Annotated in this window: 10 protein-coding genes; 8 read left to right on the top strand and 2 right to left on the bottom strand. The window is 38.2% G+C overall.

What is annotated here, in order from left to right; all coding sequences use genetic code 11:
• Window positions 1-41: 41 nt before the first annotated feature.
• Entirely contained in the window at window positions 42-1334 is a 1293-nt protein-coding gene (locus tag D172_RS14530) for a metallophosphoesterase (RefSeq protein WP_007378245.1), read from the top strand.
• 349 nt (window positions 1335-1683) lie between these two features.
• Window positions 1684-4326: a DUF2339 domain-containing protein gene (locus tag D172_RS14525; RefSeq protein WP_007377500.1), complete on the top strand. Its 2643-nt coding sequence runs from the start codon at window positions 1684-1686 to the stop codon at window positions 4324-4326.
• A 122-nt stretch (window positions 4327-4448) separates the two neighbouring features.
• Here the strand turns inward: D172_RS14525 and D172_RS14520 are convergent, their stop codons facing one another.
• Window positions 4449-7889, bottom strand: a complete 3441-nt coding sequence (locus D172_RS14520; RefSeq protein WP_007377499.1) for a PAS domain-containing hybrid sensor histidine kinase/response regulator — start codon at window positions 7887-7889, stop codon at window positions 4449-4451.
• Window positions 7890-8303: 414 nt separating this feature from the next.
• On the opposite strand from D172_RS14520, the gene D172_RS14515 reads away from it, so the two are divergent.
• From D172_RS14515 to D172_RS14495, 5 genes are all read left to right on the top strand, one after another.
• Complete coding sequence (locus D172_RS14515; protein ID WP_007377498.1) at window positions 8304-8567, top strand: DUF4212 domain-containing protein; 264 nt, start codon at window positions 8304-8306, stop codon at window positions 8565-8567.
• 10 nt (window positions 8568-8577) lie between these two features.
• Window positions 8578-10302, top strand: coding sequence for a sodium:solute symporter family protein (locus tag D172_RS14510; protein WP_007377497.1), 1725 nt, complete (start codon window positions 8578-8580; stop codon window positions 10300-10302).
• A 104-nt stretch (window positions 10303-10406) separates the two neighbouring features.
• Window positions 10407-12245: a DUF294 nucleotidyltransferase-like domain-containing protein gene (locus D172_RS14505; RefSeq protein ID WP_007377496.1), complete on the top strand. Its 1839-nt coding sequence runs from the start codon at window positions 10407-10409 to the stop codon at window positions 12243-12245.
• A 15-nt stretch (window positions 12246-12260) separates the two neighbouring features.
• Entirely contained in the window at window positions 12261-12884 is a 624-nt protein-coding gene (locus tag D172_RS14500; RefSeq protein WP_007377495.1) for a 3'-5' exonuclease, read from the top strand.
• Window positions 12885-13023: 139 nt separating this feature from the next.
• A complete protein-coding gene (locus tag D172_RS14495) occupies window positions 13024-13746 on the top strand; it encodes an SIMPL domain-containing protein (protein WP_007377494.1) in 723 nt (240 codons plus the stop codon).
• A 58-nt stretch (window positions 13747-13804) separates the two neighbouring features.
• On the opposite strand, the gene D172_RS14490 is transcribed toward D172_RS14495, so the two are convergent.
• The gene (locus D172_RS14490; RefSeq protein ID WP_007377493.1) at window positions 13805-15598 is read right to left on the bottom strand and encodes a putative bifunctional diguanylate cyclase/phosphodiesterase; all 1794 of its coding nucleotides are present in this window, start codon (window positions 15596-15598) and stop codon (window positions 13805-13807) included.
• A gap of 524 nt (window positions 15599-16122) precedes the next feature.
• Between D172_RS14490 and epd the strand changes: the two genes are divergently transcribed.
• Entirely contained in the window at window positions 16123-17139 is a 1017-nt protein-coding gene (gene epd / locus D172_RS14485) for an erythrose-4-phosphate dehydrogenase (protein ID WP_002961528.1), read from the top strand.
• Window positions 17140-17175 lie beyond the last annotated feature (36 nt).

Here is a 17175-nt window from a genome sequence, read left to right as displayed (position 1 = left end):
AGGCCTACTTGATATAAGTAGGCCTTTTTGTGGAATATAAAATGATGAACAAATTACTTCTTTCACCACTTGCATTTGCTTGTTGTATGTTACTTAGTGCGTGCAGTGCGCAGGCTGAAAAAACACCTAGTAAAAATATAAATTTTATCGCTTTTGGGGATGGCGGCTATCACGTTGACTACCCCAAAAAGAAACAGATTAAAAACCCCAAAAACAAAACTGAATTTATAGCCAAAGAATTACAAGATTGGCTTGAAGATTATCGACCACGTAAAGAGTTTGATCATGCTCCTATTTATGTGTATCCGGGGACAGATATAGCAACCGAACAAGGTGGTGCACAAGCGGTTGGCCTAGCTATGGCTAAATTATGTGAAAGCAAAGAGTGTCAGTTTGCTATTCAATTAGGCGATAATGTTTACCCCGATGGCGCAGATGCTAATGATGGTAAAGATGATCAAAAACGTTTACATGATTTAATTTATGCCCCTTTGAAACCATTGTTCGATGCTGATCCATCTTTGATTGTATATTCTGCTTTAGGTAACCATGACTGGCGCAGCTCTCGAAAAGGGGTGGCATTACAAACTGAGTGGATGGCGCAACAACCTAATTTTTTTATGGGTGAACAAGGGTACTACAGTTATAAAAAAGGGATGCCAGGTAACGACGTAGAATTTTTCGTTTTAGATACAAATATGCTGTTGGCGGGGCAAACATACTATAAAGTGCCGCTTAACCCTGATGGCAGTGAAGGTAATGAACAACAAGCAATTAAAAGTGGTGCAGCCAAGCTTGAAGTTCATGATAAGCACGAAGGACCGAAAAATGACGAAGATATTAAGCAACTAGGATGGTTAAAAAAAGAAATTGCTAACTCAACGGCTAAGTGGAAGTTAGTGTATGGACATCATATTTTATGGTCAATTGGTGGTACAAAATACACAGAAGGACATGTGTTACGGCGTTTACTAATGCCAACACTATGTAAATATGCTGATGGCTATATTGCGGGTCATGAACACGATTTAGAACTGTTAACTGATGATTGCTCTGAGTTTGATAGCGGCAGTAGTCATGGCAAATTACCGCTTATAATATCTGGTGCAGCTTCAAAAATGCGTGGCAAACATTCCCCATTTGCACAGTTTCAAGCCCAAAAATATCCGGAGTATGATTTAGTGTGGTCAAAGAGCTTTGTTTGGGGCTTTAGTCACATAAATATTGATAATCAACAAGATCAACTTAAAGTTAGTTTTTATACAACGCCGCGAAACTTAAGTGGTGGGTTGATAGATGAGGGGCAATTTAGGTTTAAAAAACGCACACAATAATATAAAAGCTTAACACAACAAAAGCCAAGCTGTGCTTGGCTTTTGTATTATTTATTGATGCTAATTAAGCTGAACTCTGGATAATAAATCTATCTTGAGCAGCTATTTTTAGCGCTAACTGTGTTGAATTTACTTGCAATAGGTCAGCTATTGACGCGTAAATTCGCCTTGTTCTCACTGAAAATCTCTGGCTAGAGAAAATAAATTTAAATATCACCATGATTCAATACGTTAGTAAACCTCTTAACCCGAGTTCAGGCTAAGTAATAGCGTAAAAAACATTATTAATGTAGATAATATAAAAAATAGGTACTATAGCCGCTGTAAATGAATAACTACAGAGTGTGCCATGGATGATTTAATAGGTTTAGCAGTAATACTTATATTGGTAGTTGTGGGGGGCGCTATTTGTGGATTAATTGCGCTTATACAATTAAAGAGTTTGAAGCAAGATATTACTTTTTTAAAAGCAAAAGTGAATGAGTTACAATCAAATGTCGTAGTGCAAAAACAAACTCAATGTGTTGATGCAAATATTGCACATAACCAGCCTGTGATTGCTTCAGCCAAAGTATATAAACCAGAACCCGTATACACAAATCTAGCCACTGAATCCCAAATAGCGGTTAAATCCAGTATTAACAGCACAGCTAAAACAAAACGCAAAACACCATCTCCTATCGAATTATTACTTAATAAACTACGTACAGGGTTTGAAGATAATTGGATGACCTGGATTGGCGCAATAGCACTTGCTTTTGGTGGCATATTTTTAGCTAAATACAGCCTAGAAGCGGGATTACTATCGCCTGTAATGAGGCTGAGTTTGGGTGGATTATTTGGACTTAGCTTAATTGCAGCCGCAGCTTACTTACACCATAAACGCATTGTATTTGAAGGCTTTAATAATTACATACCCGCAGCGCTTGCCAGCGGCGGGTTTATTACCTGTTTTGCTTTAACGCTTTTAGCTTACAGTAGCTACGCTATGCTTAGCCCTACCGTGGCATTTTTTGCACTGGCTGTTATTGCGATTAGTGCAAGTGCAATGGCGCTTAGGCTAGGCCCATTATTGGCTGTATTAGGTATTATTGGCGCTTATAGTGTACCAATATGGGTTAGTACAGGCAGTGGTAACTTGTTTGCATTATTTATGTATGTTGGTTTTGTAAGTTTGTCGGCTGCGTTAGTTGCACATAAAGTACAGCGAGCTTGGTTGTGGTATTTATTATGGGCAGGGCACATTGGCTGGTATTTAGTTGGTTTTACATTACTTAAAATTAATACCGTTTGGTTAATGGGGACGTTTGCTTTACTTAGTATTATAGGGCTAATTGCTATACCGCGCTTAGGTCTAAAACTGAATGTTATTGAACATCGCCCGCACAGTTTAAAGCGCTTAATTAAAGTGCTCCCAGATCACCTCTTATTACTCGCTTTTATAGCGCCCTTAATATTTACCATGTTGATCAGTCACTTTGATATGCAGTGGCAAACAGTCGGCGTGTTAAGTATTGGTTTGGTGCTATTTTTAGTCCTTAAAAATAGCCGCTGGGATATTTGGCAGGGCGTAGCGTTAGTTATTTCAACGCTATTAGTTATAAGTGCTCAGCGCACGCATTTGTCGCCAAACCTATTTGATGACACACTCTTTATATTCAAAAATGAGTATGGTTTGGGTTTATTACTCGGGTTGTTACTTACAGTTTACGGGCTTTATTACGGTAAAAAGCAATCTAAGCGTTTAGCGTTTCATATAACTGGGGCATTTAGTGTATTTGTAATGATAGCGGCTTTGTATGCGCTTATTCCTAATTCTGCGTTAAGTACTGCATATCCACTTTGGGCCGTTGTATTGTTTGTAGTGGCGGCTATTTTAATAAAGCTCGCGCAGCATAATACAACGCTATTTCAGCGTTTTACTTATTGGGTAGGCGCTAATGCCAATATTACGTTAGCAATTACCATGCTACTCAGTGACAGCGGCTTAACCATTGCACTTGCTGTACAAGTATTACTTATAAGCGTGCTTATTAAGCGCTATAGCGTGCCTATGCCGCATTGGCCTATAAAAGCCTTGGTTGCTGCGTTGTTACTACGCCTTACGCTTTCACCTTGGACGCCAAGCTACGATGCGTTAACGGTATTTGGTTTGCATTGGAGTATTGTGGTTTATCCGTTATGTATTGCGTTATTTTTTGCCGCAGCTAGGTGCTTTAACACATCTCAATTAAAAGTATGGTTAGAGGGTGCGGCGCTTCATTGTTTAGCGCTTTTTATTACCACCGAAACAAGTTATCAGTTAGTAGGGCATTATCCGCAATTTGATTCACTTAACTTTTACGAACAAATACTCCTTACCTGTAACTGGCTGGCATTAGGGTGCGTGTACTTACACAGAGCAAAACTTGCCGGTACTTTAGCTAAGTTATATAAAGTGGCGGGTTTTGCACTTGCAGGGTTAGCGGGGTTTTTTGCTATTAAAACACTGCTTGACGACAACCCATTATTTGAATCACTTTACATAGGTGAGCTGCCAATATTTAACTGGTTATTACTATTGTGGTTAGTACCTGCAGGATTAACGCTTTGGCTGGCCAAGCTTGTAAAACCAATAAATGCTAAAGCTACGTCATTTATATTGGCCGTTGCGGGTGGTTTTATATTATTGGCTATAAACAGCTTTATTCGCCAATATTGGCAAGGCCCTTACATTTACTTATCAAAAGGCGCAAGCAATGCAGAGCTTTATAGCTACTCTGTTATTTGGTTATTATTGGGTGCGGGTACTGTTATTTTTGGTCATTTAAAAAATCAATTATTAATACAAAAAGTAGGCTTAGGCTTACTAGCTGCCGTTATTGTTAAGGTGTTTTTAATTGATATGGCTAACTTGGAGGGCTTACTTAAAGCGCTTTCGTTTATTGGATTGGGGCTTTCGTTAGTGGGACTAAGTTGGTTGTTCCAAAAGCTCAGAAGCCGAGTAAATTAGTTTAACTTTATGAACACTTTATAAAGCAAAGCCCAGTAAAGATACTGGGCTTTTTGTTTTACGGTATTACTAGATAGCTTTTAACTAGAACACTTTTAACTAGAACACTTTTTACTAGCCTATTATGTACTGTGATTAAGCAGTGCTTTTAGTTTGCCCGGTTTAATTGGCTTGCTTAAATAATGAATATTAGCGGCTTTGGTTTCTTGTTTAAGCTCTGTGTCGCGTACTGCGGTAATTAAAATAGCAGGTACTTGGCTTTGCCAAATTTCGCGCAGGGTTTTAATTAGTGTTATCCCATCGCAGTCGCTGCCTAGTTGATAATCCATTAAAATAACATCGGGTGCGCCATTTTGTTTAGCATAAGTGAGTACACTATCTACGTTATCAAATAGTGTGTAATTAGCTTGCCATTTTTTAAGTAAACTCGCCATGGCGGCTAAATTTTCGGGGTCGTCGTCTACGGCTATTATATTAATTGCTGCGCGGTTTTCTATTAGGCTACTTGCAGTGTTTTTTTGCTGTACGAACAGCTTATCGCCATAAGGTACTTCAACACTAAACCGACTGCCTTTATTGGGCTCTGAGCGTACATGCAATGGCAAGCTAAGTAAGTCAGCCATTCGTTTCACTACGCCAAGGCCTAAGCCAACGCCTTTGTTATCACCCGATTCAACACGGTAAAAGTCGTTAAATATTTTGGCTTGTTCAACTTCGCTAATACCTGGGCCTGTGTCCCATACTTCTATCAGTAGGTTGTGTTTACGGTTTCTACAGGCAATTAATACACGGCCTTTGTCAGTGTACTTAACGGCATTAGATACTAAGTTTTGAATAATTCGGCGTAAATAGGTTATGTCGCTGTGTACGATTTGTTGATTTGAACGCACCGTTAGTTTAAGCCCTTTATCACTAGATAATATTGCGTATTCGCTTTGTAATGGCGCTAAAATTTCATCAATGCAAAAATGGCGAGGCGTTGGGGTCATCGCGCCTTGTTCTAGTTTGGCTATTTCGAGCAAAGCTGACATTAAATGCACGGTTGAGTCGAGGCTGTCGCCCAATTTATCAAAGTTATTTTGGTTGGTGCTATCGAGCTGCTTTTCGTCAATAGCAGCAAGGTATAAACGCGCTGCATTAAGCGGCTGTAAAATATCGTGGCTTGCCAACGCTAAAAATCGTGTTTTACTGTCGTTAGCTTGCTCTGCTTCACGCTTGGCTAAAGTAAGAGCTTGCTCTGTTTGTACGCGACTGTCTATTTGTGCTTGTAAGTCTTTATTAATTGTTTGTACTTCTTGGGTACGTGCTTCTATGCGATTTTCAAGATCCATGTTTACTTCTTCAAGCGCATTTTGTGTGCTTATATGATTTGTAATATCCGAAAAGCTAGTAACAAAACCGCCATCAGGTAATGGGTTACCAATCATCTCAAATACTTGGCCGTTACGGCGGTGGCGAATAAAATGATGGGAACTGCCATTTTTTAAATGTTGTACGCGTTTTTCTACTTGGCGTTCTATTTCGCCTGGGCCACATTCACCACGGTTGGCGTTGTACCTAATAATATCTTCAATATGTTGGCCTACTTCTAAAAAGCCCTCTGGGTAGCCAAACATTTCACCATAGCGTTTGTTCCATGCAACAAGTTTTAAGTCTTTATCGACTACTGAAATACCATGACTTAAATTTTCGAGCGAGGTAAACAATAAATTTTGATTAAACTGCAGTGCTTGTGTCGTTTCGTCAAAAAAGTTTACAACCTCTTCAAACGCCATACGCTTACCCGACGATACCGTATGTATTAATGCTTGTGCCGATGAGGCGCCTAACACACCCGTAAGAGCACGCTCACAATAAGCAATAAATTCAGGTTCAGGGTGAGCGTTGTTGTCACTTAAATGATGTGCCAATGCGTAATGCGCGAGGACTTGTTGGCTACGCTGAATACCTAAAAAAGTTTGCAGTAGTATTTTAAAATCGTAAACCGTGGCTTTTACGTCTTTATTTAAACGCCTTGCTAAAATAGCCTGATCTTTGGGGTTAACAAATGCAGCTGCTTGAATTTTATCGATTAGACGCTCTTCTGCGCCTAATGAAAAGCTAATATAACAACCAATATTGGCAAATAAGGCAATGAGCGTCCCGCGTGTTATGAGTGTTTGTTGTAATTCACTATTTAAGGTGTTGCCTGCATCTAAAATAGGTAGCATTAAAAATAGCACCCAACAAATAATGCCAGCTATTAAACCAGCATAAACACCGTAAGCATGACCTTTTCGCCAGTATAAACCGCCAACAATAGCGGGCAATAATTGCGTAACGAGTGAAAATGCCACTAGCCCCATACTCGCCAATGCACTGCTGTGGCCAAACCATTGTTGATAAAAATAAGCCAAGATTAGAATACCGGCAATGGTAAAACGTCTTACCAATAAAATTTGCGATTTGTAGCTGGTGGTAATTAAGTTACGTTTAAATTTACGGCGTAATATTAATGGCAATACAACATCATTTGAGATCATAGTACTTAATGTAAGTGTTGCGACCACTATCATTGCGGTGGCGGCAGACAACCCGCCTATAAATACAAAAGTGGTTAAAAATGCATTGTCGTTAATTAACGGTAGGGCAAGTACAAAGCTGTCGGGGGAATAACCACTGCCAATTTCAGGATGGATAGCGGCAGTTGCAATGGGTAAAATCATCGCAGCAGTCAATAACAAATACAGAGGAAAAGCCCAGCGAGCAGTAAATAAATGACGTTTATTTTGGTTGTCTACAACGGTGACATGAAATTGGCGTGGTAAGCATATAATGGCAGCTGCAGCCATTAACGACTGACCAATAAAGTTAAAACTGAAAAAGTTAAAATCGCTCCAGTGATCCCAAATTGATTCGGTGATTTTACTTGAGGTTGATTCGGGCAAATTAAATAGTGTGAATATGGCAAGTCCTGCCACAGCCATAAGTGCAATAAGTTTAATCATTGATTCAAAGGCAACAGCAAGCATTAAGCCTGAGCGATATTCGGTTACATCGACTTTGCGCGTACCAAAAAATATAGCAAATAAAGCCATAATTAATGTGGCAGAAAGCGCGAGCATATCGCCGGATATTTTATTACTGTTTTGCAAAAGTAAAAAGCTGGTACTGAGTGCTTTTAGTTGTAGTGCGATATAAGGAATAGTCGCCAGTAACGCGATAACTGTTACCATAATTGCAGTAGTTTGGCGCTTACCGTAACGAGCAGAGATGAAATCGGCAATAGTGGTTATGTTTTGTTTTTTACTCACCAATACTAATTTACGTAAAAAGCCTTGTCCGAAAAAAAACAACAATGCAGGACCAAGCAAAATAGGTAAGTAGCTCCAGCTACTAGTTGCCGCAGTTCCTACTGACCCATAGTAGGTCCATGAAGTACAATAAATACCTAATGAAAATGAGTAAACAAAAGGGTGGTGGCTAATGCGTTTTGCTAAAGGCGTCGTTTTATCACCCCAGTTAGCCAGCCAAAACAGCACACCTATATATCCTAAAGCAACAATAATGAGTACGGCAGTCATGTTGTTATTAAACCTTATTATTTAAAATAGCCCCCCAACCCTATGAGGGATTAACACAATACCAGAACTCAGGTTAAGTGTGAGGGTTGAATTTAAATCATAATTTTAGTTTTGTTTTTATCTTTTTGAATATTAAAGATAAAAATAAAATAACTTATAGCATTAGACTAATGTCGCATTAATTTAGTACTTAGCTTCTTTATAACCCTAAAACTCAACTTAAAAACCTTAACAGGCTGAAAAATAACAAAAAGAGCTATTTAGGTTTAGTTGTTTTTATACAGTTTACGTAAACGTTAATAAGCTGTTACGACTATGGTCGCAATTCAATCTTGAGACAGCATTGCTAAATTGGTAAGTGAAGATAAAAAACCACTCATCGCGATATTGCGGTGCTTAAAGGGGAAAATAAAAATGGCTTTTAAAGATGAAGAACAAGCAAAAGCTTATTGGGCAGAAAATATTTCACTGTTATTTAAACTATTAGCAGTGTGGTTTATTGTGTCTTTTGGCTTTGGCATATTATTGGTAGATGTACTTAATGAAGTACGTTTTTTTGGGTTTAAACTTGGCTTCTGGTTCGCCCAGCAAGGCGCGATTTATACCTTTGTTGCTTTGATTTTTGTGTACGTTTTCAAAATGAATACGTTAGATAAAAAATATGGCGTAGACGAATAGGAGCTAAGCAATGGATGTTCAAACACTCACGTTTTTAATTGTTGGTTTAAGCTTTGCGCTTTATATCGGCATAGCAATTTGGGCCCGAGCGGGTTCAACTAAAGAATTTTATGTCGCGGGCGGCGGCGTACCTCCTCTTGCTAATGGTATGGCAACAGCAGCTGATTGGATGAGCGCCGCGTCGTTTATTTCAATGGCGGGTATTATTTCGTTTGCAGGTTACGATGGCAGCGTTTACTTAATGGGGTGGACAGGTGGTTATGTACTATTAGCTATGTGTTTAGCGCCTTACTTACGTAAATTCGGCAAGTTTACTGTACCTGACTTTATTGGCGACCGTTACTATTCACGCACCGCACGTTTAGTGGCAATTGTATGTGCCATATTCATTTGTTTTACTTATATTGCAGGGCAAATGCGCGGCGTAGGCGTCGTATTTTCACGCTTTTTAGAAGTAGAAATTGAAACTGGTGTTTACATCGGTATGGTGATTGTATTCTTTTATGCGGTACTTGGCGGCATGAAAGGCATTACCTATACACAGGTAGCGCAATATTGTGTACTTGTATTTGCCTACCTTGTACCAGCCATTTTCATCTCAATGATGATGACGGGTCACTTTTTCCCACAAACCGGTTTTGGTGCCACATTAATTGGCAGCGACGGCGTGTACGTACTTGATAAACTAGACGGCTTAAGCGCTGAACTTGGTTTTGCGCAATATACCGAAGGCTCTAAGAGCATGATTGACGTGTTCGCTATTACTGGTGCGTTAATGGTAGGTACTGCTGGTTTACCACATGTAATTGTACGCTTTTTCACTGTACCTCGCGTAAAAGACACGCGTATTTCTGCCGCATGGACTCTTGTGTTCATCGCGATTGTTTATACTACAGCACCTGCGGTTGCAGCTTTTGCTCGCGTAAACATGGTTGATACCATTAATGGTAAAGACGGTAGCGGTACAGCTTACGCAGAAGCACCTGCATGGATTAAAAATTGGGAACGTACGGGATTAATCACGTTTGATGATAAAAATGGCGATGGCAAAATGTTCTACACGGCGGGTAAAATTACCGATCCGAACAGTGCTAACGAAGTTAATGTAGATCGCGACATTATGGTATTAGCAAATCCAGAAATTGCTAACTTACCAGCATGGGTTATTGCACTTGTAGCAGCAGGTGGTATTGCCGCCGCATTATCTACAACAGCAGGTTTACTACTGGTTATTTCGACCTCCGTTTCGCACGATTTACTCAAGCGAACCCTCAAGCCCGATATTACCGACAAGCAAGAGCTACTTGCAGCGAGGTTGGCAGCCATGGTTGCTATTGTTATCTCCGCGTACTTTGGTATTAACCCGCCTGGATTTGTGGCATCGGTTGTGGCATTTGCCTTTGGCTTGGCGGCTGCAAGTTTCTTCCCTGCAATTATTATGGGTATATTCTCTAAAACAATGAACCGCGAAGGTGCTGTTGCCGGTATGGTAACGGGTATAGGCTTTACCGCTGCGTATATCATCTTCTTCAAATTTGTTAGTCCAGAGCTAAACAGCCCTGAAAATTGGTTCTTAGGTATTTCGCCTGAAGGTATTGGCTTAATTGGTATGATTATTAACTTTGCAGTTGCTGCAATTGTTCTTAAATTTACTCAACCAACACCTGTTGAAATTCAAGAAATGGTAGAAGGTATTCGTAATCCTAAAGGATCGGCAGAAGCGCACGATCACTAAGGTTACTTAAAATAAAGCGTAAAAAGCCCGACTTAAGTCGGGCTTTTTATTTGTATAAAAAATGAGTACATTGGTGTTGTGTATACTTTTTAATGAGCACAACTATGAGCGTAGAACAACAAGAAATAGCCCAATATGTTTGCATGCAAGCACCATTTAGCCTACTTGATAGCAGTGCATACGAGTATTTTGTAAATCACCTCGACATTATTTACCTCACCCGCGAAAATCAAACTCAGTGGTTGCAAAGTGAAAACCCTAAACTATTTTTAATTCGCTCTGGTTTGTATGATTTAGTTGATGCTAAAGGCGACGTTGTTACGCGTTTAGCACAAGGTGATTACTTTGGCTTCCCGTCGTTACTAACGGGGGAAGCGATTCAAAACCGTTTAGCGGTACAAAAAGAGGGCATAGTGTATATGCTCTCTCAAACGCATTTTGATTTTTTGCGCAGAGAATATAAATCGTTTGAGCAATACTTTGTACGCGCTCATGCTAACCGGTTGTTGTCATCGCATTATAAAAGTAAAAACGATAGCTGGTCTGAGCGTAAAATATCAGAGCTGATGGCACGCACAGCGATTACGCTTGCGCCTGATGCAAGCATTAGGCAAAGCGCTAAAAAGATGAAACAGCATGGTGTGTCGTCAATAATGATAACGCAGCATGCACATTTAGTTGGCGTGGTTACCGATCGTGATTTACGTAACCGCGTACTCGCCGACGAGGTAAACCCTCAAGATGCTGTAAGCAGCATTATGACCGCTAAGCCCAAGTTTATATTTGAAAATAATCGAGTGTTTTCAGCGCTGCACTTAATGCTTAAGCATAATATTCATCACTTACCGGTTCTTGATGAAAACCATAAACCGATAGGAATGATAACCAGCACCGACTTATTACGCCAACAAAAAAGTGACCCCGTGCAGCTTATTGGGCGCATTTATAAAGCGCACACTATTACTGACTTAAAACGCTATGCAAAAGAAATCCCCGAGTTATTGCGTGGTTTTTCGTACAACATTGACGACATATCGCTAATTGGTAAATTACTAAGTGGATTAACCGATGCGCTTACATCGCGACTAATTCACTTATTTCAAGAAGAGCATGGCGCAGCGCCAACCAGCTTTAGTTTTATTTGCTTTGGCTCGCAAGCACGCGAAGAGCAAACTCTGCACTCAGATCAAGATAACGGCTTATTACTTCCTAACGACTTAAGCACTGATCAGCAAGCTTACTTTAAAAGCATGGGGAAATTTGTATGTGAGAACTTAGTTGAATGCGGCATTAGGCGTTGCCCTGGTAATATTATGGCAAGCAGCGATGAGTGCCGAATGAGCGTAAACGACTGGAGCGAGCGCTTTTTTAAATGGATAAAAAGCCCCACACCAGATGCGATGCTTAATTGTAAAATATTTTTTGACCTGCGCTTTATTGAAGGTTCAAACGCTTTATACACCGCTTTTTGCGAGCAGCTAATTCGTATATCGCGTAACGACTTATTCTATGCTGCAATGGCAACCGACATAAGTAGTAACAGCGTGCCAATTGGTTTATTTAATAAATTTAAAACCGAAAAAACCGATGAAAATAATAAATACATAGATTTAAAAAAACGCGGTGTCGTAATTATAAATGACATAGTGCGGTTATACGCTTTAAAAGCGGGTATTAAGCGAGCTAATACCCAAGAGCGACTAGAGGCACTGCTCAAACATAAATTGCTTAGCAAAGAAGATATATACAACCTAAAAGATTGCTGGCGGTTTTTAACGCAACTTCGACTTAGTACGCAGATAAACGAAGAAGGTTTACCAAGTAATTGTATTAATCCTAATAAATTAAACTCACTAGAGCGCCATCAACTAAAAGAAGCGTTTTACCTTGTTAAACAAGCGCAGCAAGCTGCTGCGTTTAAGTTTGCTCGCGGCAGTTTATAATGATGGATTACTAACATGGTAAAAAAGCTGCTCACTCGGTACTTAAAGCGCCGTAAATTACTAGGCAAAAATGCCTTGCAACAGCGTTACTTAGTGATTGATTTAGAGCTCACTGGCCTTGATGCAAAACAGCACGAAATTGTATTGGTAGCGTGGGTGGTAATAGATAATCAATGTATAAAAATGAGTGAGTCGCAGCACATTATCAATAAAGACGTTATAAGCCTCGAACAAAGCCCTGTTTATCACGGTATAAATGATGATGCGGTAGCAAAAGGGCAAAGTTTACACAGTATACTAACGCAACTAAGTAGCCACTTTAGTGATTGTATTTTAGTGTTTCATAATGCCATGCTCGATTGGGGCTTTTTAAAAATAGCCCTAAAAAATGCCAATATAACAACGCGGCCTAAACTGATACTCGACACCCTCCACATCGAGAAAAAGCGTTTACTCAACCATTCATCTGAAATAAAGCAAGATGATTTAACCCTTAATGCCTGTCGTATACGTTATGAGTTACCAAGCTATCATTGTCATCATGCACTGACCGATGCACAAGCCACTGCCGAGTTACTGCTAGCCCAGTGCCATCAAATAAGCCGTGGTAAAGAGCTAAAAGTAGGCGAGTTGACGTAGGTTGGCTGTAGGCGGGGCTTTATGCCGTGCGAAATAAACTCCCGCCTACAATAAAGAGCAGTTTACTTTTATTGTTATCCGTATGACTATAGGTACAGTTGCGTAATCATTATCTAACTAATTACTTCAAGGAACGAATATGAAACTCATTATCACTATTTTTCTAACATTATTCCCACTCATCACTTTTGCTAATTCAAGCTTAGCTACAAATCGTCATATTACGGTTCAAGGGACTGCTGAGATATTAGTTGAGCCTGACATGGCTCAAGTTTCTTTTGAAGTAACGAGCATTAAAGATACGTTGCTTGAGGCTAAACGAGATCTTGATACCCAGATTAACTTGTTACTTGAAGGAGTCGATAAATACGGTTTTGAGCAAGACGATATTTTTGTATCTGGTTTAAAAAGCAATGTATACAATATTATTGGTACAGAAACGGGGACTGTTTCAGGCGATAAATACTTAGCGCTAAAAACGGTTAAAGTAACAATAAACGATATTAAAAAAATAGATGGTTTTATTGAATTTGCACAAAGTCTAAAAATAAATAATGTTATAGCAATCGAGAGTTTATCTTCAAAAGCAAAGTTGTTAGAGGCGCAGGCAACACAAGCTGCAGTAGATGACGCAATAGCTAAAGGAAGCATGCTTGCTAAAGCATTTGGCGTTGAACTTGGAAAAGTTTATAGTATTAATTCAACTGCTAATCATCAAAGATACCCTACTAATAATGTTAATAGTTTAATTTTTCCAGGTTCTGGTGCTAACTCAAATCCATTCGAACAGGTGCGGTATGTGGATGAAACAATAATTTTTACATCATCAATAAACGTGGTGTTTGATTTAGACGTAAAATAATAACAGTAAGTACGGGGAACTCTTTAACGAATTTGTTTTTGTTTGATTTTTAGCTTTTTTATAAAAACAATTTGGATTTAAATTCATCTATATCGATAGGTTTTGATAATAAATATCCTTGAAAAAAATGGCATCCTAATGACTTTAAATAATCTAACTGAAATTCAGTTTCAACACCTTCAGCCACTACATTTAAATCATATAAATTAGCTAAAGACAAAATCACTTCAACCATAGAGTTCTTATTTTTATTACTTATCGTAGTTTCATTAATGTTATTAATGAAACTACGATCTATTTTTAAAGTGTTAACCGGATAGTTTTGCAACTGATTAAAGGCTGTATAACCAGTGCCAAAGTCATCCAAGGATAACTTAAAGCCTTCATTTTTTAATTGTTCTAGAGTTCGAGTTGCATTTTCTTCTCTAGTTATTAAGCTTGTTTCTGTTATTTCAAACTCGATTATTTCGGGGGGAATATTATACTTTGTTATTAATTTAAGTATTTTCCCAATGAAAGACTCTGAATTTAGCTCCAAAGCTGAAATGTTTATAGCAAAAAAGAATTTTTTATTTTTAATTATTGGTAATATTTTTTTTATTTCATTAAATGCTTTTTCAATTACTATAAAGTCAATTCTTGATATTAGGCCTGCTTCCTCCGCTATAGGAATATATTTATCTGGCCCATGTTTTTTTAAAATTTCGTCGTCATTTCTAATTAGTATTTCTACACCAATCATTTCATTAGAATTATAAATAGGCATGAAATTTAGAAAAAAGGACTTTATTTCTATCGCGCGGTCCAGTGCTATAATAATTTCGTTTTTGACGACTAGTTCATTTGATAATTTTTCATTAAAAAACTCTATTCTATTTTTCCCCGTTTTTTTAGCTTTGAACATAGCTTGATCAGCATCGCTAATTGCCTGTAAAGGTGTTAATTTGAGATCGTTAGTTGTTGATACTCCAATACAAGCATCTAATTTGAACTTTACACGCTCTATATACATTGATAAATTAATTTTTTTTAATAACTCATTGGCTGTTTCGGTAATATGAAAATTATTATTCGAGACTTTCAATACAACTATAAACTCATCACCTGCGACTCTTGATACCGTACCATCGAGGACATTTTTATTTGTTTTTACTTCATCTATAAATGTAATAAGTTTTTGGCTAATTTCTTTAAGCAATAAGTCACCGACAGTATGGCCATAAGTATCGTTTACCCGTTTAAAATTATCGATATCTATGTAGTAGAAAACAAGCTGTGTAGTGGGCTCTAAATTTTTAAACTGATGCTTAATCCAAAAAGTAATACTTCTCCTATTATTAATACCTGTTAGATAGTCTTTGTTAGCTTCTTTAATTAATTTCAATTCATTTCTTTTCAAGTTTTTCGAATATAAATATGAGATAATTATAGTTATCGAAATGCTAATAGATAAACCAATGACTACTCGGATAACTTGTTGGAAACTAACTGCGTATAACGAAGCTATAGCGAAAATCAAGCTAATTAAGAGAGCTTTGTTTGTCGTATTCGTATAGTACATCACGATAATAAAAGGATAGAGGTAAACAATTCCCCGCACATCAAAATAATAAGATGTATATATAATACCAAGCCCTAAAATATAAGTTAAAAGCTTCTTATGATAACTTTTCAAACCATAACGAACAGCTGTTATTGCACAGTATAAAAGAAATATTAGATTAATAAGACAAAACCAAGCCATCTCTGATGCACCATACATAGAGTGATAGTATGTATAAGATGCCCAAGGGACCATGCCTAAAAACATGAGTATAATGTATACTCTATTTGAATTTTTATTTGTAGCCATTAATAACCCTGAAAATAAACAATGTTGTTATTTGTGCCTAATATTAACACGAACAAGAGTAGGAGATACAGCCGGGGAACACAGAGAGGGTGATACATTTTGTAAAATAATGTGATTTAATAGAACTCATTATCTATAGCATATTATTTGAGCCTCATAGATTTCCTTTTGCTAAGATAAATGGATTAGATTTTCTCGAAAAACAGCTCTGGTCATTTAGTTTTGTTAGTAGGCTTGTTTACAGCAATTGGTTTGGCAACTTTAATCGTATACACGATAAACCAATATCAGCGGTCAAATACTATGGTGGTAGTAGGATGGCAGGTTGTTTTAAATAGGTATCTAAGTCATAGCTGCTAGATGATTACGTAACTTAAATGTTTTGAAATATATTTGTACTTTACTCTTAATTTAAAGTTTCTAATGCTTCCCTCTTATAATCAGATGCAAGGTCGATTACAATACAGCCATCTAAAAGGCATATTGCCTTTATCTGCACGCTAAAAGAGTGGATTTTATATTTCATGGCAATCAAACTTGCAATTAATGGTTTTGGTCGTATTGGTCGAAATATTGTCCGCGCGTTATACGAGTCTGGTTTGAGCGACGATATAAAAATTGTTGCGATTAACGAACTTGCTGATCCTGAAGCTATTGCTCATTTATTAAAATACGACACATCCCACGGTCGCTTTTCTTTTCCTGTAAAACTTGGTGAAGACACCATTAGTGTTGCAGGCGATACCATTGCACTTTTTTGTGAAGAAAACCCAATTGAATTACCTTGGCAAACGCTCGATGTAGACGTTGTACTTGAATGTACAGGTGTTTATCACTCGCGCGAACATGCGCAGTTACATATTACAGCAGGCGCTAAAAAGGTGTTGTTTTCGCATCCGGCCGATAACGATGTTGATGCCACTATTGTGTATGGTATTAACGACGATGAGCTTAAAAGCGAGCATACAATTGTGTCTAACGGCTCGTGTACAACTAACTGTGTTGTGCCGGTTATTAAAGTATTAGATGATGCATTTGGTATTGAGTCGGGCGCTATTACAACGATTCATGCGTCGATGAACGATCAACAAGTGATTGATGGTTATCATCATGATTTACGCCGTACTCGCGCTGCAAGCCAATCAATAATTCCAGTTGATACAAAGCTCGCCCGTGGTATAGACCGTATTTTACCTAAGTTTAAAGGTCGTTTTGAGGCCATTGCCGTACGAGTTCCGACTATAAATGTAACGGCAATGGATTTAAGTGTAACGGTTAATACCGATGTAGATTTAAACGCAGTAAATAATGCACTTAAAGCACAAGCAAAAGATCGCTTAGAAGGTATTTTAAGTTATACCGAAGAGCCGCTTGTATCGGTTGATTTTAATCACGACCCACATTCTTGTATTATTGATGGCACACAAACACGTGTTAGTCACAAACGACTGATAAAGTTATTAGTATGGTGTGATAATGAATGGGGTTTTGCTAATCGTATGCTCGACACCGCGCGTGCTATGATGGCAGTGAATAAGTAATTTATTAATATAATAATTTTAAACGTATTTTTCAGG

Origin of the sequence: Pseudoalteromonas sp. Bsw20308 (assembly GCF_000310105.2) — a bacterium.
In the GTDB taxonomy this organism is placed as follows: Bacteria; Pseudomonadota; Gammaproteobacteria; order Enterobacterales; family Alteromonadaceae; genus Pseudoalteromonas; species Pseudoalteromonas fuliginea.
Note: the sequence above shows the minus strand (reverse complement) of the source record. Positions and strands in the feature narration are given on the sequence as shown.

Bases quoted from the DNA above. Each gene is read 5' to 3' on its own strand.
- D172_RS14495 (WP_007377494.1), top strand. From the start codon at position 13,024: ATGAAACTCATTATCACTATTTTTCTAACATTATTCCCACTCATCACT.
- D172_RS14510 (WP_007377497.1), top strand. From the start codon at position 8,578: ATGGATGTTCAAACACTCACGTTTTTAATTGTTGGTTTAAGCTTTGCG.
- D172_RS14520 (WP_007377499.1), bottom strand. From the start codon at position 7,889: ATGACTGCCGTACTCATTATTGTTGCTTTAGGATATATAGGTGTGCTG.
- D172_RS14490 (WP_007377493.1), bottom strand. From the start codon at position 15,598: ATGGCTACAAATAAAAATTCAAATAGAGTATACATTATACTCATGTTT.
- epd (WP_002961528.1), top strand. From the start codon at position 16,123: ATGGCAATCAAACTTGCAATTAATGGTTTTGGTCGTATTGGTCGAAAT.
- D172_RS14530 (WP_007378245.1), top strand. From the start codon at position 42: ATGATGAACAAATTACTTCTTTCACCACTTGCATTTGCTTGTTGTATG.
- D172_RS14505 (WP_007377496.1), top strand. From the start codon at position 10,407: ATGAGCGTAGAACAACAAGAAATAGCCCAATATGTTTGCATGCAAGCA.
- D172_RS14525 (WP_007377500.1), top strand. From the start codon at position 1,684: ATGGATGATTTAATAGGTTTAGCAGTAATACTTATATTGGTAGTTGTG.
- D172_RS14515 (WP_007377498.1), top strand. From the start codon at position 8,304: ATGGCTTTTAAAGATGAAGAACAAGCAAAAGCTTATTGGGCAGAAAAT.
- D172_RS14500 (WP_007377495.1), top strand. From the start codon at position 12,261: ATGGTAAAAAAGCTGCTCACTCGGTACTTAAAGCGCCGTAAATTACTA.